Origin of the sequence: Neochlamydia sp. EPS4 (assembly GCF_000813665.1) — a bacterium.
In the GTDB taxonomy this organism is placed as follows: Bacteria; Chlamydiota; Chlamydiia; order Chlamydiales; family Parachlamydiaceae; genus Neochlamydia.
Genome location: NZ_JSDQ01000048.1, coordinates 90,424 through 111,120, shown reverse-complemented (window position 1 = coordinate 111,120; position 20,697 = coordinate 90,424). Strand labels below are relative to the sequence as shown.

The 20,697-nt window shown below is 39.9% G+C and carries 18 protein-coding genes; 7 read left to right on the top strand and 11 right to left on the bottom strand.

Translation table 11 applies throughout. The annotated features are described in order from the left end of the window. Positions 1 to 27: 27 nt before the first annotated feature. The 4 genes from DB42_RS04970 to DB42_RS04955 are packed head-to-tail and all read right to left on the bottom strand — an operon-like array spanning position 28 to position 4,559. Positions 28 to 1,347, bottom strand: coding sequence for a V-type ATP synthase subunit B (locus DB42_RS04970; RefSeq protein ID WP_042244111.1), 1,320 nt, complete (start codon positions 1,345 to 1,347; stop codon positions 28 to 30). Positions 1,348 to 1,360: 13 nt separating this feature from the next. Beyond that, the gene (locus tag DB42_RS04965) at positions 1,361 to 3,145 is read right to left on the bottom strand and encodes a V-type ATP synthase subunit A (RefSeq protein ID WP_039385506.1); all 1,785 of its coding nucleotides are present in this window, start codon (positions 3,143 to 3,145) and stop codon (positions 1,361 to 1,363) included. After that, complete coding sequence (locus DB42_RS04960; protein WP_044881982.1) at positions 3,142 to 3,927, bottom strand: DUF2764 family protein; 786 nt, start codon at positions 3,925 to 3,927, stop codon at positions 3,142 to 3,144. The genes DB42_RS04965 and DB42_RS04960 overlap by 4 nt, the downstream gene beginning before the upstream one ends. A 5-nt stretch (positions 3,928 to 3,932) precedes the next feature. Then, complete coding sequence (locus DB42_RS04955) at positions 3,933 to 4,559, bottom strand: ATP synthase subunit E (RefSeq protein WP_044881981.1); 627 nt, start codon at positions 4,557 to 4,559, stop codon at positions 3,933 to 3,935. A 196-nt stretch (positions 4,560 to 4,755) separates the two neighbouring features. Between DB42_RS04955 and DB42_RS04950 the strand changes: the two genes are divergently transcribed. The 7 genes from DB42_RS04950 (at position 4,756) to tal (ending at position 8,935) form a co-directional block, all read left to right on the top strand. Then, positions 4,756 to 5,577, top strand: coding sequence for a hypothetical protein (locus tag DB42_RS04950; protein WP_052436002.1), 822 nt, complete (start codon positions 4,756 to 4,758; stop codon positions 5,575 to 5,577). Between the two features lie 218 nt (positions 5,578 to 5,795). Continuing rightward, entirely contained in the window at positions 5,796 to 6,014 is a 219-nt protein-coding gene (locus tag DB42_RS04945) for a hypothetical protein (protein WP_238578995.1), read from the top strand. Positions 6,015 to 6,025: 11 nt separating this feature from the next. Then, complete coding sequence (locus tag DB42_RS04940; RefSeq protein ID WP_155117430.1) at positions 6,026 to 6,529, top strand: hypothetical protein; 504 nt, start codon at positions 6,026 to 6,028, stop codon at positions 6,527 to 6,529. A gap of 124 nt (positions 6,530 to 6,653) precedes the next feature. After that, on the top strand, positions 6,654 to 6,794 hold the full coding sequence (locus DB42_RS11195; RefSeq protein ID WP_155117429.1) for a hypothetical protein: 141 nt from the start codon (positions 6,654 to 6,656) through the stop codon (positions 6,792 to 6,794). Positions 6,795 to 7,001: 207 nt separating this feature from the next. After that, complete coding sequence (locus DB42_RS11190) at positions 7,002 to 7,160, top strand: hypothetical protein (RefSeq protein WP_155117428.1); 159 nt, start codon at positions 7,002 to 7,004, stop codon at positions 7,158 to 7,160. A 424-nt stretch (positions 7,161 to 7,584) separates the two neighbouring features. Beyond that, positions 7,585 to 7,971 (top strand): hypothetical protein, encoded by a 387-nt coding sequence (locus DB42_RS04935; protein WP_039385528.1) that lies wholly within the window; start codon positions 7,585 to 7,587, stop codon positions 7,969 to 7,971. Beyond that, positions 7,964 to 8,935: a transaldolase gene (gene tal, locus DB42_RS04930; protein WP_164480474.1), complete on the top strand. Its 972-nt coding sequence runs from the start codon at positions 7,964 to 7,966 to the stop codon at positions 8,933 to 8,935. Before DB42_RS04935 ends, tal begins: the two co-directional genes overlap by 8 nt. 692 nt (positions 8,936 to 9,627) lie before the next feature. Here the strand turns inward: tal and rpoC are convergent. The 7 genes from rpoC to nusG all read right to left on the bottom strand — a co-directional run bounded on the left by rpoC (position 9,628) and on the right by nusG (position 20,695). Further along, on the bottom strand, positions 9,628 to 13,827 hold the full coding sequence (rpoC, locus tag DB42_RS04925; protein ID WP_044881979.1) for a DNA-directed RNA polymerase subunit beta': 4,200 nt from the start codon (positions 13,825 to 13,827) through the stop codon (positions 9,628 to 9,630). Positions 13,828 to 13,848: 21 nt separating this feature from the next. Continuing rightward, complete coding sequence (gene rpoB / locus DB42_RS04920; RefSeq protein ID WP_042244108.1) at positions 13,849 to 17,610, bottom strand: DNA-directed RNA polymerase subunit beta; 3,762 nt, start codon at positions 17,608 to 17,610, stop codon at positions 13,849 to 13,851. Positions 17,611 to 17,871: 261 nt separating this feature from the next. Beyond that, a complete protein-coding gene (gene rplL, locus DB42_RS04915) occupies positions 17,872 to 18,255 on the bottom strand; it encodes a 50S ribosomal protein L7/L12 (protein WP_039385535.1) in 384 nt (127 codons plus the stop codon). Between the two features lie 41 nt (positions 18,256 to 18,296). Continuing rightward, positions 18,297 to 18,824 carry a 50S ribosomal protein L10 gene (gene rplJ, locus DB42_RS04910; RefSeq protein ID WP_044881978.1) on the bottom strand — a complete coding sequence of 176 codons (528 nt, stop codon included), beginning with the start codon at positions 18,822 to 18,824 and terminating at the stop codon, positions 18,297 to 18,299. Positions 18,825 to 18,836: 12 nt separating this feature from the next. Continuing rightward, positions 18,837 to 19,535, bottom strand: coding sequence for a 50S ribosomal protein L1 (gene rplA, locus DB42_RS04905; RefSeq protein ID WP_039385539.1), 699 nt, complete (start codon positions 19,533 to 19,535; stop codon positions 18,837 to 18,839). 21 nt (positions 19,536 to 19,556) lie between these two features. Then, entirely contained in the window at positions 19,557 to 19,985 is a 429-nt protein-coding gene (gene rplK, locus DB42_RS04900) for a 50S ribosomal protein L11 (RefSeq protein WP_039385540.1), read from the bottom strand. Positions 19,986 to 20,146: 161 nt separating this feature from the next. Then, a complete protein-coding gene (gene nusG / locus DB42_RS04895; RefSeq protein WP_039385542.1) occupies positions 20,147 to 20,695 on the bottom strand; it encodes a transcription termination/antitermination protein NusG in 549 nt (182 codons plus the stop codon). Between the last annotated feature and the right edge of the window lie 2 nt (positions 20,696 to 20,697).

The window sequence follows — 20,697 nt, the reverse complement described above, 5'->3', positions numbered from 1 at the left end:
GCTAATTTTACTCCCTTCTTTCTGCCTTTATCCTACCTCTGTCCCTACATTAGAAGGCCAATATTTGGTCACTAAAGCTTGTTTAATACCGATTTCCTCGGATTTGAAACATTCAGCTAGAATACGCCATCCTAAGTCCAAAGCTTCTTCGATAGTAAGATTTACTTCTAATTTCATCATACGCTCTTCAAATAACTGCGCATAATGAATCAGCTGCTCATCCCAATGAGAGAGCTTAAAACCCATGCCTTGACGCTCTTTAGCTTTCTTAGATTCTGCGTAAAGCCGAATCATGCCATTGGCTAGATCCCCATGATCTTCTCGAGTCACATGGCCAATCACTAGCTGCTTTAAGCGAGAGAGTGAGCCAAAGGGATCAATTTGACGATTATGAAGATAAAACTGGCCTTCAGTAATATAGCCCGTATTGTCAGGTACTGGATGAGTCACATCATCTCCAGGCATCGTGGTAACTCCTACAATAGTGATAGAGCCACTCCCTTCAATTAAGACAGCTTTTTCATATCGAGAAGCTAAATCAGAATATAAGGAGCCTGGGTAGCCTCTATTTGAAGGAACTTGGTCCATGGTGATGGCTATTTCTTTAATCGAATCTGCAAAAGAAGTCATGTCTGTTAGCAAAACTAGAACATGTTTGCCCTCAATAGCAAATCTTTCAGCGCAAGCGAGAGCCATATCTGGTACAAGCAAACACTCTACCGCCGGATCTGTAGCCCGATGGATAAACATAACGGTTTTATTTAATGAACCTGAAGCCTCAGCATTATCAATAAAGGCTTGATAATCTTTAAATGTAAGCCCCATGCCCCCTAAAATCACGACGTCTGCATCGGTTTGATTAGCAATGCGCATTAAAAGAGGATTATAAGGTTCGCCTGCCACTGAAAAAATGGGTATTTTTTGGGATTTAACTAAGCAGTTAAAGACGTCGATCATGGGGATGTTAGTACGTACCATTTGACGAGGGACGATTCTCTTGACAGGATTAAATGAGGGAGTACCAATGTTGATACTTTCGCCAAAAATTTCTGGACCTCCATCAATGGGAAGGCCAGAACCACCTAATCGACGTCCTAAAAGAGCATCACCAAAAGCAGCTTGCATCTGGCGCTTTAAAAAAATCACTTTATCCTGAGTAGAGATACCGCGCGTATTTTGGAAGACTTGTAAGGTCACCCGCTCTCCCTCAATCCTTAAGACGGAAGCATAGACGCTGCGCCCATCTTGCAAGTCAATTCGGGCTAACTCTCCTAAGCTGACATCCGTCGCGATAAGAGTAATCAGATTTCCCCGCATGTCATTAATTCTTTCATAGACTTTTTTCATCTCAGCTGACCTTTTAGTTTGCTTTTTCAATAAGTTGCTCAATACGGGCAAATGTTTCACGATAGTGGCTTGAAGTTGTCGACATAAAATTCATATTTTTTATCTGGTTCTGAAGGCTGAGAAAATATTGGCGTGCCTCATGATGAGTAGTAAATCTAAAGGGCTTGCCAAAAATTTTGTTGATTAATTTAAAAGTAGCAATCTGCCTTTTGAGAGGAGAATAAGCATCTTCTTTATCAAAAGCATTTTGTTGTAAATAAGCAAAATCATAAAGTTCGGCCTTCAGGAAGATCACCATGTCTTCAATCGCGGTGCCCTCCTCGCCGACTACTTCCATACGCTTACCAATTTCATAGCCTTTGCGTAAGATCATTTCCGCTGTCTGGACCATCTCTCCCCACCCTTCACATTCCTCGTCAAGTTCCTGACTTACTTGATCGATATACTTAGACCAAGAGATCAAAGGATCAATCGCTGGATATCTTCGAGAATCAGAACGTTCCCTTGAAAGACCTAAAAACGCTCCTACAACCGCTAAAGTTGCTTGGGTTACAGGTTCTTCAAAGTTACCTCCTGCGGGTGATACAGCTCCTCCAATAGTGACTGAACCTTGCTTTCCATTTTTTAAAGAAACAGCTCCTGAGCGCTCATAAAAATCAGCAATACGAGAGGCTAGATAGGCAGGGAAGGCCTCTTCGCCAGGAATCTCTTCAAGCCGTCCAGACATCTCTCTTAGAGCTTGCGCCCAGCGAGAAGTAGAATCAGCTAACAGAAGAATATCTAAGCCCATTTGACGATAATATTCAGCAATGGTAATACCCATATAGATTGATGATTCGCGTGCCGCAACAGGCATGGAAGAAGTATTACATATAATTACTGTACGAGTCATTAAAGTTTGATCGGTATGGGGATCGATTAAATGAGGAAACTCTCGCAAAATTTCTACCACTTCGCCTGCACGTTCCCCGCAGGCTACCAGAACAACGATGTCTACGGAAGAAAATTTTGAAAGGTGATGTTGAAGTACTGTCTTACCTGCTCCAAATGGCCCTGGGCTGCAAAAAGTGCCTCCTTTCATCAAAGGAAATTGTGTATCAATAATTCTTAAGCCCGTGTCCATCATTTTAGAAGGTTTAATTTTTTCACCCTCAAATAGTGAATTTTTAATCGGCCATTTTTGTACCATTGTAAACTGATGCTCATGGCCGTTTTCATCCGTTGCCTTAGCTACTACAGTATCAATACAGTAAGTCCCTGGCTTAATGACCCAAGTGATTTTATATTTTCCAAAATGGGAAAAAGGTAACATGATATGATGCTTGAAGCGCTCTTCAATAGTGGTGCCTAGGGTATCTCCTCTTGTTAGAACATCGCCTATCTTAGCTACAGGTAGATATTCCCAATGGCGTTGCCTATCCAAGGCAGGAAGATAGACCCCCCTTGATAAAAAAAAGCCTGCTACATCCGCCACATTTTCCAAAGGATTTTGAAGACCATCTAAAATAGAGGTTAACAGGCCAGGGCCCAACTCAGCTTCAAGCAGCTCTCCCATGAATCTAACGGGAGTGCCATATTCAATCCCCATTGTATCTTCATACACTTGAACTTTAGCTTCGTTTCCAATAATTTCAATTACCTCTGCCTTAAGCTCAATGCCCTGCACCTGAACCATAGCTATCTCGCCCTGACGAATATGACCTTCAAATTGCACCTGCAGTAAGTTGCCAAATGCTTTAACAACTTTTCCTTTACTCGAGCTTATTTTTTCTTGTTCTACTGTTGTATTAGCGGTCATAGTTTTCCTTTAATGATAGTATCCACAATTTGTAATCCCTGTTCTTTGTCTAAAGCACTCCACTTCTCAACGAGAATAAAGCTAGCTAGATAAGCTAATATGCTATCAAAGGAAAAGACATTTAAGCTTCTTATCTTTTCAAGGGCTTTTAAACGATATTCATTTAATGCTTTTTGTAAAGCTAAAGGAGTATTATATTTCTCATCCAGAATGGCTTTTAATTCCTCAAAACCTGCTGGAGGCTCAAATGTTTTAGAATCTTTTTGAGAAATTAATTGCACCACTATATCTTCCTCGAAATTTTCAAATTGAAGCTCTTTAGCCATATCGCGTTCTAATCTTTTTGCTCTATAGGCGGTTAGAATGAGTCGTAAGTTTCTCTCAAAACTAAGGTAACTTTTTAGAAAGCCTTGAGTGCTTGCCACCTCTTCTCTGAAAAAAGCTGCCATAAGCTGCGGAAAATGATCAATACGAGCTTCTTTGCTCTCATAGCGCTCTAGATATTCCATCATATAAGAAGGAAATAAAGCCGCCTCATCTACTAGGGTTTCTTCTAGCTCGTTCAAGTCTAGGTTACCATATTTATCGATAGGTTCTTTTTTTAGATAAGAACGAATATTAAGGAGATCATAATAACGCCTTAAAACTTGGGTTTGGGCATAGTCAGCTTCAGACAGATTATCCACTAGCAATCTTTGCAAATCTCTCCAACTTATGTCAGGCTTTTCACCTAAATGAAGAGGAGGTAATAAGGTTCCTACAAAATAATATTGACGATTCATAGCGCTTAACTACCAAAAAAGAATTTGCGAAAGTCTTTACGTACATAACGTGAGATTAAATCTTTCAAAGTTTCATCACTCATATCGATTGTTAAGCTTTTGTCAATGAATTTTATTCTTACTCCGCCTTTAAAGTCTCCTACCACCACACTTTGATCTTTCAAGCGCTTAAGGATACCATCAGCTAGTAAATCATTGACTTCTTGAGTAGAGACAGTATGCGGCACAACGACCGACAAATCTCCGGCTAGTCCTTCCTTCTCTATGGCTTTTATCAAAGCAGCAATTAGATCAGCGATCACTCGGGGGTTAATCGTTGACTGATTAAGTAGCGTATGGAGTTGATCATTAAAAAGATTATGCTCGATTGCTTGCTTGAGGGCTTCTAAAGATTGCTTAGAGGCTTGTTGTAGAGATGAATGGAATACATGGCGTTCTTGTTCAAGAGTTTTACGTCCAGCCTGAATTAAAGTTTCCACATGTTTTTCGGCTTCTCCAATGATATGATCAGCTTTTTGCTCAGCTTCTTGGATGATTTTTTTAGCTTCTTCTTTTGCAGGTTCTAAAATCTCGCTTCTTAATTGCTCGGAAATTTTTTTTATTTTATCTTGACCTTTTTCTAGTGTCTTCATTGTACTCATCCTCTAGCGGTGTTATCTCTCATTATATAAATCTGACAGCTTTAAAAAATAAAGATGCCAAAGGGGAAAAGAGCCATTGTTATTCGGAATGTTATTTTGCTTACTTAGATTTTTTCAAGACATTTTGCTCGCTAAAAATATATCTCCCATGGTAATAAATTATCTAGTTTCTCCTACTTAAGGACCTATGAAAAAATTATATAAATTTTTACACTCTATTTCTTTAATAGGTTTGAGTCTAACTTTACTTAGCCGATTAGAGGCCGTTGAAGAATTGGTCTCTTCAAGAATAGGCCGCAGTTCTGACTCCCCTAGTATAGCTATTTTCATTCCACCCAAGGGATGGCTGGCAGCGGACCAAGAGGCTTTATCTTCGCATATCAAATATATGGTAGTTGGGCCTAAAGTGCAAAATGAAATGCCTCCAACCATGAATTTAATGATTGAACCTTATAATGGCACACTTAAGGATTACTTGAAAAGTGTAAAGAGAATTAATGAGGCGCATGGAGATAGTTGGAAAGACTTGGGGATGTTAAAAACAAAAGCAGGCGAGGCTAGTTTATCGCAAGTCGAAATGCGCTCAAAATGGGGCGGAGAAAAACTTATGCATGCTATTATTGTCAGAAACAAGTGCGCTTATGTCCTGACTGCGACTGCAGCTAAAAATGAATTCGGCAGGTTTTATCAGGAGTTTTACAAAGCCTTACGCTCCTTACAGATCTATGATGACATTTTAGATGTTGTAAAAGATCCTATGAAAAAAGCCCATCTTGAAAGTACTTTTGCAAAAATTCAAAAGGCTTTCGAAGCGGCTTTAGCTAAGGCACAGGCTACACCCTCTTTTCTCTCTCAAGCTAACTGGAAAGAGCAAATTTTTCACAACCCTGAGTTTCAGAGCAATCATTGGAGCCCATTTAAAACCATGCTAAAAAGCAATTATAATGAGCTCAGCAATGAAGAACAAAACGCTTTAATTGCAAACTATTACACTAAGCTACTGAATTAGAAGGAAAACAGCAAAAGAAAAAGAAGATTTTTAACTTTATATCTCTCTGATACACAAGGAGAAAAAAAATTTTTCCTCAAAAGCTAATATTAAAGGAAAGAAAAAAAATTGCAGAAAATGATTTTATATGCCATAACAGCATTGACGCATATATTTATAATTTTTAACACCAACACCAGGTACCAAAGGAGTACGTAAACATGAAAAAATTCAAAAAGATGATTGCCTTGACAACTCTGTTAGCGATATGTGGTTCCACTGTAGATATCAATGCTCAAGAATATGTTAGCAACGTAGGTGGAATTTGCTATGAAGAATCTCGCCAAGCCCATAGCTTAGCTCCAGCGATTGCACTTGGAACCATTGCAGCTGTTGCTATTATTGCTGTAGCAGTACAGAATAGAAGCCACGGACATGGACACGGCCACGCGCATTAATTTACATCATAATGCATGAAATAATACGACCATGCAAAAAGATTACAAAGAAAGGGGCCCGTCTAGCCCTTTTCTTGCTCGTTTTACTCTCCTCCTGTTCAACATCTATGAGGCAGTGGAAGCTTAAATGCAATAAAGCCTCCTCTTGCGAATTTACAGGATCACGTTTATACCTTCCTCCTGAGAATGAATTTTCTGAAGTAGAGGTAGATATCATTAAAACCTCTCGGGAAAAGTTAATCTACCTTAATGCTAAAGGTTTAGAATTTCAAGCTGAGCAAAAAGACTCGTCTGGACACGCTATTCTTCCCGTCGCTATTCATGTGGATGATCAAGAGCACTGCTATTCGGCCTTTCTTCTCCAAGGTAACCAGCGTATATTATTACCAGAAAAGGCGTGTTTATTAATCATCTCCTCACTTCTTGATCATAAAAAAGTAACAATATTTGTATCCAATCGATCGACCGTACTTACCAACGAGCATTTTATAGCCCATTACAGCAAGCTAACTTAGTTCGACATGATTTAAAGAGTGTTTCTTGCTTAAACTAGATTTTGAGAGCCTTTTTTCTCCTAGTTACTATGACTTCTTTACGCATAAATCACTTCAAAGCTGTTAATTTCTTGCACAGTTTGCTATGCAACCAATCAAGCTAGATAACCAACAAGGCCGTCTTTTTAAATCCCGCTTTAGTGATGAACTTAATCCAGATCATCCTCTTATCCAGCTATCCAAATTGATTGGATGGAAGCAGCTAAAAGAGAAGAAAAAAGGCTGAATAACTATTTAGGAAGGCTAATACGCGATTTTGAAAGAAAGACAGAAGAGCAAACCTTTGAGCCAGAAAGTTTTTTTTAGAAACTATCAAGCGTATTTATGCTCAACAAAGAAATGATTTTCGTAAAGTGTACAGCCTGCATGAGCCCCATGAAGAGTGTATTGCTAAAGGCAAAGTGGAAAAAAATATGAATTTAGCTGCAAAGCTTTGCTAGTCATTACTCATCAAGAAGGGCTAGCTTTAGATGTTAGAACCATCCATGGCAACCCATACAATGGGCACTCCCTTGAAGAAGCCATTAAAAAAGCTCAGAACAACAACGGCAACTCTTCTTTGATCAGAAATCTATTTTTTGCTTTGCTTTAGAAACAATTAAATAAATCCTTCAATTTTCCTTGTTCACTTTTTTCATCTAGCTAGTGTCGTAGTTGATCCAAGTAAAAGTTCATTTAGCAATTTTCTTTCAAAAGAGAACACTTTCTATATTTTTTACTCCATACATTTAAAACTCTGAGGCTTCCCAGGGAAATACGAAGGATCTACAGAGTACGCTTTCTTGCATGAGACCTCTAATTCTACCAAGAGCACAAATAGTATTTAGACAATTTTTCTTTCCATAAATTATTATAACAAAAGTTTCACAATTTCTGTAAATTTGCTCTCTTTCAAACTCTAACTAGCTAATTTAGATAATCCTAGCAAGTATTTCTAGTTTAGCCTCTCAAAATGACTAAAAAAGTTTGCTCTATTCCTAGGTAAGCTGTAAAATTGTGAAAAAAAAGGAACAATTATGCAAAAAGGACATATTCTTCAGTTTGATTGCCAACAATGTCAGCAACAAGTCTCATTCTCGATTTTTGAACTTGATCAGCTTAGTCATAGCATCCAATGCCCTAGCTGCCATAAAAAATATGTTTTCCAAGATGAAACACTGATTAGGCAACTTAAAAAATTTGCTTTACTGTGCCGCCAAATTATCGATTCAGAAGAGATTTTAGGCAATACGGTAGTAGGGATTGATCTTTTAGATAAACATGTCAAAATTCCTTATAAATTGCTACTCACGCGCTTTACTTCTAGTTTAGACTTGCTAATAGGTGATCAACCTGTTAGCATCCGGTTTCGTATAGAACCTCTTAAAGATACTCCCTTAGAAAAGGAAATTCATCATGTCTAGTCAACTTGAACAGCTTAAACAAATAACTACTATTGTGGTAGATACGGGCGACATTGAGACTATAAAAAAGTTTACCCCTACAGATGCTACAACTAATCCCTCCTTAATTTTGGCTGCTACCCAACAATCGCAGTATAAACATTTGCTTGATGACGCTGTCCAATACGCTAAAAAGAAAGCTGCCAATTCTAAAGAAATGCGTACTTTAATGATGGACAAGTTATTCGTTAACTTTGGGGTAGAAATTTTACGACTTGTTCCCGGACGAGTTTCAACGGAAGTGGATGCCCGTCTTTCATTTGATAGGGATGAGAGCATTCGTAGAGCACATACTCTTATAAAATTATATGAAGAAGCAGGGATCAAAAAGGAACGCGTGCTTATCAAATTAGCTTCTACCTGGGAAAGCACACGAGCAGCACAAGAACTTGAAAATGAAGGCATTCATTGTAATATGACTCTATTATTCAGCTTACCACAAGCAATAGCTTGTGCGGACGTCAAAGCTACCCTTATCTCTCCTTTTGTAGGGCGCATTTTAGACTGGTATAAAAAGAATGAAAATGCAAGTAGTTATGCACCTTCAGAAGATCCAGGTGTTCAATCCGTTACCCAAATTTACAATTACTTGAAGAAATTTGGATACAAAACGCAAGTGATGGGTGCAAGCTTCCGCAATGTCGATGAAATTCTTGAACTTGCCGGCTGCGATTTACTAACAATAGCCCCTTCTCTTTTAGAAAAGCTTAAAAATACTCAAGGCCCTGTTCCTCGTAAGCTTAATGCTGATCAAGCTCGTCATTTGAACTTAGAAAAAATTAATCTGGATGAGAAAAGTTTTCGTTTAATGTTAAATGACAATGCAATGGCTACAGAAAAATTAGCTGAGGGTATACGCAAATTTGCTGAAGATTTGGTTAAACTCGAGCAATATATGGCTGATAGCTATAGCTTATCTTTCTAAGGTAGCTACTCACACTAGTCAATCGAGGTAGGAAGTTTAAAGTCTTTTTCAGATTCTATTAAAAACTTTATAAACTTTTTACCTATAAGCTTTTCATAGGTGGGTAAAGCTTGTTTTTCTCTTTAGTGTCTATCTTTTTTGTCTATCTTTCCGCACAACTTTCCTGGATTAAAAGAGCAGTCGCAAAACGATAAGCCTAGTTAGGACCTACAAGGCAAAGGAGCAGCAAAAAAATTTTGCTTAAAAAGCTTGGAAATATTTGTTTACATTTGCAAAATTAAAAATAGAATGGTGCCATAAAAAAACCCATCCCTCTACTACAAAAATCAGTCCTTTTTATTTCTCATTCCTATTAACGGCAACTTTCCAAACTCTATAGCAGCGTATAAGCTATTTAAAAGTTTATGATTAAGAATAGTTTGGGATAAGCTTTAAGCTACTGAGGATAACACGAATCCTCTTTGAAATACACACTTTAAATTAGACCTAGTAGCCATGACTTTAAAAAATGGAGTTATCTAGGCTGCCCTAGTATTAAGGCGACTAGAAAGAAAGATAAGCTTTTTAGCTTCTTGCTAAATAAAAAAACTATCCATCAAGTATAGACTCTTGATGGATAGTTAATACGCTTGGCAAAGGGTAGAGAATCACTCCCTCTTTTTAAAGGCAGTGAAGGTAGAAGCTTTATTATTTTACACAGAAACTTCTACAGGTTCATCTTCAAAGTCAAACAACAACTCTTCCTCGTGCTCTTTGTCGACAAACTTTTTAACTCGCTTATGATAGGCAAAGCCTGTTCCGCCCGGGATAATGTGTCCCATAATGACGTTTTCTTTAAAGCCCATCAAATAGTCAGTCTTGCCTGCACAAGCAGCTTCTGTCAATACACGGGTAGTATCTTGGAAAGAAGCAGCTGAAATAAAGGATTCGGTGCTCAATGAAGCTTTTGTAATACCCAACAGGACAGGAACTCCTTGCCCGGCTTTACCGCCCTCTTTAATCACCTTATTATTTTCTTGCTCAAATTCTCGCTTGTCTACCTCTTCACCAAACAACATACTTGTATCGCCTGGATCCAGCACACGCACTTTTTTGAGCATCTGGCGTACAATAATCTCAATATGTTTATCATTGATATCCACACCTTGAAGACGGTAAACCTCTTGTACTTGATTAACAAGATATTTCTGCAGTTCCCGTACCCCACACACTTCAAGAATTTCATGAGGGATGACTATGCCATCAGTCAGCTGTTGGCCCTTAATAACATGGTCGCCACGCTGAACGATTAAGTGCTTAGTGTGAGAAATGAGATGTTCTTCTTCCATTCCTGATACTTCATCTCGTACTACGACTATTCGCTTGTTCTTTTGTACACCACGAAAATCTACCACCCCGTCAATTTTAGCTATTTCTGCAGAATCTTTCGGCTTGCGAGCTTCAAAGAGCTCAGCCACACGAGGAAGACCCCCTGTAATATCTTTCGTTTTCAAGGCTCCACGAGGCAATCTAGCAAGAAGCTTACCACCACTCGAATATTGCCCTTCAGCTACTGAAATAATAGCTCCAGAAGGAATAGGATAAGTACCTACAAGCTCTGTACATTCCTTATCGGCGTAGATTACAATTTGAGGATGAAGCTCACCACGGTGCTGCTTGACAACCAATTCCGTCTGACCCGTTTGCTTATTAACATCTCGTTCGGTAGAGATACCTTCCACAAGATCTTCATATTTAACGTAGCCCGGGCGATCGCAAATAATTGGAATATTATGTTGCTCCCACTCAGCAATTTTCTTACCTAGTTTCACTTTTGATCCATCGGGCACTAAAATTTTTGTACCTAATTCTACCGTGAAAGTTTGAAGAGCTTCAATTGATTTTGTGCTAAGCAATTTTTTATATTCTTCAATCGTGCGTCCTTCATCTCGTACAATGTTTAAAGACCCATTTTTGTTCAAGGCAATCCACAATCCTTCATCATTTTGTACGACGCGAAGATCCGTATAGATGACTATTCCTTCTTGTTCGGTAATAATCTCAGGGCTTACACTTGCTGAGGCGATACCACCTAAGTGGAAAGTACGCATGGTCAGCTGTGTACCAGGCTCACCAATAGACTGTGCGGCAATAATGCCTACTGCTTCACCCTGCCCAACAGTTCGCCCATTTGCCAAGTTAAGGCCGTAGCACTTTGAACATACTCCCCGGCGCGTTTCGCAGGTTAACACCGAACGAATTCTAATATGCTCAATACCTGAGTCATCAATAGCCTCGGCTTGCAGAATAGTCAAAATATCGCCTGCTCTAGCCAATAATTTTGTGCTATCACCGGGCAGATAAATTTCATCAGAGACAGTACGGCCAAAAATACGATCTTTTAAAGGCAATAACTCCTCCTGCCCTTGCTTAATAGCCGATACTTCAATACCATTTAAAGTTCCGCAATCCTCTTCGGTGATGATCACATCTTGGGCCACATCAACTAAACGACGAGTAAGATAGCCGGAGTCAGCAGTTTTCAAAGCTGTATCTGCCAGACCTTTACGGGCACCGTGAGAAGAGATCGAATATTCAAGAACAGTTAACCCTTCGCGGAAGTTTGAGGTAATAGGCGATTCGATAATTGCGCCTGATGGCTTTGCCATCAAACCACGCAATGCACCTAACTGCCTAATCTGTGACTTGTTACCACGTGCGCCGGAATCTAACATCATATACAAAGGATTACGTTTGGATTCTTTGACTTCTCCGACAAGTTTAAATAATTCTTCAGAAACTTGTTCAGAGACTTCTGTCCAAATACTGATAGTTTTAGAGTGTCGCTCTCCATCGGTGATAATCCCTTCTTCATACTGCTTTTTAACTTGGGCTACACGCTCATGAGCTTCTTGTAAAATTTTACCTTTAATCTCAGGAATGCGTACATCGCATACTCCCATCGATAAAGCAGCTTTGGTGGCTTCAGAAAAACCTAAGGATTTTAGATTGTCAAGAAAACGTACTGTGGCTTCCAACCCAGCTTTTTTATAACAATCCATGACTAGCTCTGACATCTTTTTCTTAGGCAAGCTATAATTTTGAAAACCCATTTCTTTAGGTACAATCATATTGAAAAGTACCCGTCCAGGTGTAGTTTCAATAATACCTGCTTCTGTTCTAACTTTGATTAACTCATGAATACGAACGCCACGGCTGTAATGCACTTTATTAGTGGCTTCATTATCAATACGCTTGCCACCTTTTTCGTCTTCATACCAGTTATAACTTCCGCTTGCATTTAAAGCCATTAACACTTCCTGAGCGTCTCGGAAGATACGTATTTTCTGTCCATGCTCTTCAGGAAAATAAAGAGGATCATGCATTAAATAATAAAGGCCGAGGGTCATATCTTGCGAAGGGACAGCTACGGGTTTACCCGAGGAAGGCAAGAAGATATTATCCGGAGCCATCATCAAAAGCTTAGCTTCCAATTGTGCTTCAATGGATAAAGGCACATAAACGGCCATTTGGTCTCCATCAAAGTCAGCATTAAATGCAGCGCAAACTAGAGGATGGATGCGGATAGCTTTTCCTTCTATGAGTACCGGTTCGAAAGCTTGAATACCTAGGCGGTGCAAGGTAGGTGCCCGGTTGAGTAGAACAGGATGCCCTTTGATGATATCTTCCAAGACGTCCCACACCTCGGGTGCATGACGTTGAATCATCTTTTTAGCAGAGCGTATGGTATAAACATAGCCTAAATCTTTCAAGCGTTTAACAATAAAGGGCTCGAATAATTCAAGAGCCATTAGCTTGGGTAAACCGCATTGGTTAAACTTTAGCTCAGGGCCCACAATAATCACTGAACGTCCCGAGTAGTCTACCCTTTTACCCAAAAGATTTTGGCGGAAACGTCCTTGTTTACCTTTAAGCATTTCTGATAAGGATTTGAGAGGGCGGTTACCAGCTCCCATCACTGGATGTCCGTGACGGCCATTATCAAACAAAGCATCTACAGCTTCTTGCAGCATACGTTTTTCGTTACGGATAATCACTTCAGGGGTCTTTAGCTTAAGAATAGCTTTAAGACGATTATTGCGATTGATTACGCGACGGTAAAGATCGTTAAGATCAGAGGTCGCAAATCTACCACCATCTAAAGGAACAAGGGGTCTTAAATCAGGTGGAATGACAGGTACACATGCCATGACCATCCATTCAGGTTTATTAGTAGAGGAAACAAAGCTTTCTACAATTTTAAGACGCTTAGCTAACTTCATGCGCGCTTGCATGGATTTAGTTTTACGTAGTTTTTCTTTCAACTCAACTAAAACAGATTGTAAATCCTCTGTAGCCAGCAAATCGGCAACAGCTTCAGCACCCATTTTAGCTTTAAAAGAATCTCGGCCATATTGTTCTTGAGCTTCTCGGTATTCGACATCGTTGAGCAATTGTTTTTTCTCAAGGTCTGTATTACCTGGATCTGTAACTACATACTCTTCATAATAAATGACTCTTTCTAAATCGGTGGAAGACATACCTAAAACATTTCCAATACGCGAAGGCATAGTTTTGAAAAACCAAATATGCACGACTGGTACAGCTAATTCAATATGGGCCATTCTTTCGCGGCGTACTTTGGAGAGAGTAACCTCGACACCACACCGATCGCAAACAATACCCTTATGCTTGATTTTTTTATATTTTCCGCAAGCGCATTCCCAATCGCGTGTAGGACCGAAAATCTTTTCACAAAACAAACCACCTTTTTCAGGCTTAAAAGTTCGATAATTAATCGTCTCAGGCTTTTTAATTTCTCCACGCGACCATTGATTTCTGATGATATCATCAGATGCAATTTTGATCGTGAGCTTATCAAATTGCTGCTCATCTCTTTGATTGTCTGTCATGCTTGTATCCTCTTAATAAATCTATTCAGTTATCACGGATTCTGTGCGAACATCAAGGCCTAAGCCTTGCATCTCTTTTATCAAAACGTTAAAGGATTCGGGTGTTCCTGCTTTAAGCAAATTATCACCTTTAACAATCGATTCGTATATACTTGTACGTCCCGACACGTCATCCGATTTAACCGTAAGTAACTCTTGCAACACATGTGCTGCACCGTAAGCTTCAGCCGCCCAAACTTCCATCTCACCAAAGCGCTGCCCTCCCATTTGCGCCTTACCACCCAACGGCTGTTGTGTAACCAGCGAATAAGGTCCTACGGCGCGTGCGTGAATTTTATCAGCCACTAAGTGAGAGAGCTTTAAGATGTAAATGTAACCTACTACTACAGAGTTATCAAAACGTTCGCCTGTACATCCATCGTAGAGATAAAATTTCCCATCTCCTGGCATTCCTTGTGCTCTCATCATTTCCCAGATTTTTTCTTCTGGAAAACCTTCGAAAACAGGACTTTGCACCCAGATTCCTGCAGCACGAGCCGCAAAACCTAAGTGAGTTTCAAAAAGCTGACCCATGTTCATACGAGAAGGCACTCCAAGAGGATTGAGGATGACTTCAATGGGCCGGCCATCTTCCATATAAGGCATATCAGCTTCCCGCACAATTCTTGAGACCACCCCTTTGTTACCGTGGCGGCCTGCCATTTTATCTCCCACTTGTAATTTACGCTTAGAAGCTACGTAAACTTTAACTTGGCGTATAATACCGGGGTCTAAATCAGTATCCCCCTTCCTCATATGCTCTACTTCAGTTTTATACTGAGTGTCCAAGGTTTGCATGGCGATCGTGTAATCATGCAGAATTTGCTTAAGCGTTTGGAAAAGTTCATTATCAGGCGTCAGAAGATCTTCAATGTTCTCTTTTTCAATTGCTTCAATCATCTCTTGATTAATTAAAGAACCTTCTTCGAGAACAACTTCCGCAGTCTTGCGATGAACAATAGTACCTGGAGACATTTCATTTAATAGCAAGGCACCTAAACGTTCGCGCCTTTCTATACGAATTTCATTAAGCTTAGCTTTGTATTCTTTTTGAATATCTTTCAAACGAGAAGCTTCTTCAACTAATTCATCATCGGTTTTAGATAAACGATCTCGCCTGCTGAAGACTTTTACATCCATGACTACGCCTTCAGTGCCGGGAGGCACTGTCAATGAAGCGTCTTTTACATCAGCCGCTTTCTCGCCAAAAATCGCGCGTAATAATCTTTCTTCGGGAGCAAGTTCAGTTTCAGACTTAGGTGTAATTTTACCAACGAGAATATCGCCTGGCTTTACCTCAGCACCTATGCGTATAATACCATCATCTCCTAAATTAAGTAAAGCCTCTTCTGATACGTTAGGAATGTCGCGTGTAATCTCTTCCTTACCCAATTTCGTATCGCGAGCTGTTAATTCAAACTCTTCGATATAAATTGAAGTGAAAGCATCTTCACGTAATAATTTTTCAGAAATGATAATGGCATCTTCAAAGTTATAGCCAAACCAAGGCATAAAGGCTACCAGTACGTTACGTCCAAGTGCAGCTTCACCTTTGTCTGTGGCAGGTCCGTCGGCAATTACATCGCCGGCTTTTATTTTATCTCCTACTTCTACAAGCGGTTGCTGATTAATACAGGTACCGGAGTTAGAACGTAAAAATTTCTTCAACAGATAAACTTTTTTCTCCATCCGATTATCCAAAGGAGAAATGACAATTTTTGTACCATCCACATACTCCACAACCCCTTCTTCTTGCGCTATTACTACGGCGCCAGAATCCCTTGCAGCTCTTGCTTCTAATCCTGTTCCTACCAAAGGCGCTTCAGGTTTTAACAAAGGTACACCTTGACGTTGCATGTTAGAGCCCATCAAAGCCCGGTTAGCATCGTCATGTTCAAGAAAAGGAATTAGTCCTGTCACAATAGAGACTAACTGTTTGGGGGAAACATCCATATGAGTAACTCGGGATGATTCAATTTCTAGCGGTTCACTGCGATAACGTGCCCATACGATTGAATCAGCAAACATATTATGTTCATCCAGAGTAGCAGAAGCCTGGGCAATTACACAGCGCTCTTCTTGATCTGCAGTCATGTACTCGATCTCTTCTGTGACTATGCCATTTCGCACAATTAGGTAAGGGGTTTCAATAAAACCAAACTCATTAATCTTAGCAAAAGAAGATAAAGAGGTAATTAGACCAATATTCGGGCCTTCAGGAGTTTCAATGGGGCAAATTCTTCCATAGTGGCTTGTATGCACATCGCGCACTTCAAAGCCAGCGCGGTCTCGATTCAGGCCGCCAGGTCCAAGCGAAGAAAGACGACGTTTGTGAGTAAGCTCAGCAATGGGGTTAGTTTGGTCCATAAACTGAGACAATTGTGAGCGACCAAAGAAGTCTTTAAGCACACCCGAAAGGCCTTTTGCGGAAACAATTTTGCCAGGAGTCAAGGTATCCGAAGACAGATCAAAAAGATTCATTCTTTCTCGAATAATTTTCTCCATACGAGCCAAGCCAATACGACATTGGTTTTGAATTAATTCGCCCACAGAACGCACACGACGATTACCTAAATGGTCAATATCATCAATATTAACATCATCGCGACCTTGCTTAAGACGAATTAGATATTTTAAAGCACCAATCACATCTTCTTTCGTCAAAGTGACTGTTTGGAGTTGTTCATCAGTAAGCTCCAGGCCCAATTTTGAGTTAAGCTTATAACGACCTACACGGCCTAAATTATAGCGCTTGGGATCAAAGAATAAACGCATAATAGCAGAACGGGCGTTCGACAAAGTAGCAGGTTCACCAGGACGAATTTTGCGATAAAAATCTTTCAAAGCCGATTCATAGGAATCTGTAGAATCCTTTGCTAACATTTTAATGATAGGGCTTGTTTCATCCGCATCTTCAGCAATACGAATAACTTCAATACCTGAGTCTATCATTCGCTTTAACATGGCTGTAGTTAATTTTTCTGCTGCTTTACCAAATATTAAACCACTATCTTCATCGATAACGTCTTGCGCAAGGATTTTCCCTACATATTTAACAAATTCTTTTTCGTTTTTAATCTTAACTTTGCGGGTACTAAAAAATTCTTCAATAATATCTGTATTGGTCGAGTATCCCAAAGCACGAATAAAAGTTGTGGCCAAAATCTTACGACGTCTTTTCTTACGATCGATGTAGATATGGATAAGATCATTGCTATCGAATGCGCCTTCTAGCCAACTTCCCCTGTAAGGAATAATGCGGAAAGAATAGATAACATTTCCTCTTGTATGCCGCTCCTGCTCAAAGCTAATTCCAGGAGAGCGATGCAACTGAGAAACAACTACGCGCTCAGCACCATTAATAATAAAGGTACCTTTATCCGTCATTACAGGGATAGTGCCCATGTACACTTCTTCTTCCTTGATCCCTGTCTCGTCTGTTAAACGAAACTTAACCTTTAGCGTGACGTTATAAGAAATTCCTCGGCGAATACACTCCTCGGGAGTATACTTAGGAACACCAAGGCTATAAGAGATGTATTCTAAAATAGTCTTTTCGTCATAAGACTTAATAGGAAACAGCTCGCTAAACACCTCCTGCAAACCGATATTTTCGCGCTCATCCGCGAACTTATTAGCTTGAAGGAACTGATTGTAAGATTTTATTTGGATTTCAATAAGGTTCGGAAGATCAATAATTTCTTTTTTATTGATAAAACTCATGCGTTGCGGCGGCCTTTTCAACATTCTGAAGGTCTCCCTGTGTAACTTAACTTAATTGTTTGGATGATAGGTATGGAATTAAAGATAGACTGATATTTACTCATAGTATCTACCACTAGCCATAAAGGACGGATATATCGACTATATTTTTCAAGAACCAAAATATCAATTCCTAATTTACAGTTTTAATTCTATACCAAAAAGCCAAACTTAAAAATAGATGAGCCCAGGTAGGGGAATATTAATTCCCCTACCTGGGTGATAAAACTCAAAAAAACTTTCTTAGAGTCCTTTGAGTGTAACCTTAGCACCTGCAGTTTCTAGCTTCTTCTTAATATCTTCAGCTTCTGCCTTTGGGGCTGTTTCTTTGACCACTTTTGGCGCACCGTCTACTAGTTCTTTAGCTTCTTTTAAGCCAAGACCTGTAATCTCGCGTACAACCTTAATGACACCGATTTTTTTATCAGCTGGGGATTCAACCAAAGTCACTTGAAAATCAGTTGCTTCTGGAGCAGCAGGCGCAGCAGCTGCAGGTGCAGCAACTGCCACAGCAGCAGCAGCGGCCTTAACGCCCCACTTGTCTTCAAGCATAGTTTTCAACTCAGACATCTCTAATACGCTCAATTCGCTGAGGGTATTGACTAAATCTTCTGTTTTTTTACTCACAGTACTACCTCTTTAATTTCTAAAAACTTTATGTTAATGGGTTAATTATTATCTTCGCCGGCTTGCTTACATTTATTGTCCAAACAGTAAACCACGCTTGACAACACTGCATCCATGACTGCCAATGTCTCAGACATCGGTGCTTGAAGAACGCCAAGTAGCTGCGCACGCATTTCATCTTTATTGGGCAGCTTAGCTAAGGCCTCCATTTCAGCTGCATTGTACAGTTGGCCTTCAAAACGGCCACCAATCACTTCAACAACTTTACCATTGTCCTGGCTAAACTTATATACATACTTTGCTGTATCAAGCGGCTCATGCCCTGCCAAAACAATTCCTATATGCCCTTCTAGTGAGTCTACATCTATATCAAGCCCTGCTGCTTTAGCTGCTTTCACTAAAATACGCTTACGCACAACTTCAATGAAGCCACCCTGCTTAGCTAGGTCGCCACGAAATTCGTTAGCTTTATTAGCTGTAAAGCCTCTGTAGCGCATGATCAAAAAAGAATCATTTTTCTGAAGATGATCTTGTACTTCATCTAAAAGGAGCTGCTTTTCTTCTCTCATAAAATAACTCCTTTAAGCTTGCTCAATTGCACGCAGGTCGATTTTTAAGCCGGGCCCCATCGTAGAGGAGAGGTACGCAGACTTCATAAATTGTCCCTTCGCTGCAGCTGGTTTGGACTTTTGCACAGCATGCAAAAATGCCATTATGTTTTCTTCAAGTTTATCATGCGCAAAAGACAGCTTACCCAATCCATTGTTAATCATACCATGGCGATCCACTTTGAACTCAATTTTACCGGCTTTGAGCTCATGAATAGCTTTAACGATATCAGTGGTTACGGTTCCAGCTTTGGGTGTTGGCATGAGTCCTCGAGGGCCAAGAACTTTACCTAACTTACCTACTTCACGCATCATATCTGGGGTGGCAATAACGGCATCAAAGCCGCTCCATCCCCCGCTAACTTTTTCTAAAAGTTCATCGTCACCTGCGTAGTCGGCTCCAGCTGCTAAGGCTTCTTTAACCTTTTCACCTCTGGCAAAAACGAGTATTGAAATCGTTTTTCCTGTACCATTCGGTAGTGATACAGTTCCGCGGACATGTTGATCCGTTCTACGAGGGTCCACGCCCATTTTTAAAGCCACGTCAAGCGTCTGATCAAATTTAACAGGCGGACATTTCTTTAAAATTTCGACAGCTTCTTTAACAGTGTATGTCTTAGTCACATCCACTTGTTTTGCTGCCTCCCGAATTCTTTTGCTTTGGCGACCCATATTCTCTTTTTGTTTATAAGTTTATTCAGCGACTAACTCTAAGCCCATGGAACGTGCTGTTCCTAGAACGATATGTGTAGCAGCTTCTAAATCGCGCGCATTCATGTCTTGAATTTTTTCTTCAGCCACTTTTAACGCTTGCGCCTTAGTAATTTTGCCCACTTTGTCTCGATTAGGTACAGCCGACCCTTTTGCTACGCCTGTTGCTTTTTTCAATAGTTCTGCTACAGGGGGCTTTTTTGTAATAAATGTGAAGCTTTTATCAGCATACACAGTGATGACGACGGGCAAAATATCTCCTGCCATCGCCTGAGTTTTAGCATTATATTCCTTGCAAAATGCCATAATATTCACACCGGCAGAACCGAGTGCTGGACCAATAGGTGGAGCTGGATTAGCTTTCCCTGCTGGAATTTGCAACTTAATAATTTTAACAACTTTTTTTGCCATAATTTCCTTCTATCCACCATTCATCTTAACATGTGACACCCCGAGGCAGGGAACTGAAGCAGCTAAAGCATCAAAGCTGAGTTTTCTGTCACACTCATTTTATATTATCTTATTGACATCTTCATGATAGTGCTATTTAAAACCCTATCCCTTTATGATCTCTAGCTTGATTCTGCTTCTTCGTTAATTTCTTCCACTTGTACAAATTCTAGATCATCCACACGTGTATCACGCCCGAAAATAGAAACTAATACGCTCAAGCGGCCTTTATCATGGAAGACTTCAGAGACGGTTCCAATAAAGTTAACGAATACGCCATCGATAATTTTAACTTTGTCGCCTATTTCAAACTTGTGGCGCTGAGTAACTTTTTGTTTTTTATCTTCCAAATCTCTAAGAATTTCTTCAACCTCTGCATCAGATAAAGCTGTAGGTTTGTCTCCACCTAAAAACTCAATGACTCCTGCAGTCTGCTTAACATAATGCCAAGACTCATCCGTTAGAGTCATTTTTACAAGGAGATAACCCGGCCATAAACGTCTTTCAATAATTTTCTGTTGTCCTTTTTTGACCTCAGAAACATTTTCAATGGGCAGCAATATTTTTTCGATAAGCTCGCTCATGCCTTTGAGGTCTCGGTGCTCCTCTAATGCTTTCTTGACTTTTTTTTCATGTGTAGAGAAAACCTGTACGACATACCATTTGTGCATTT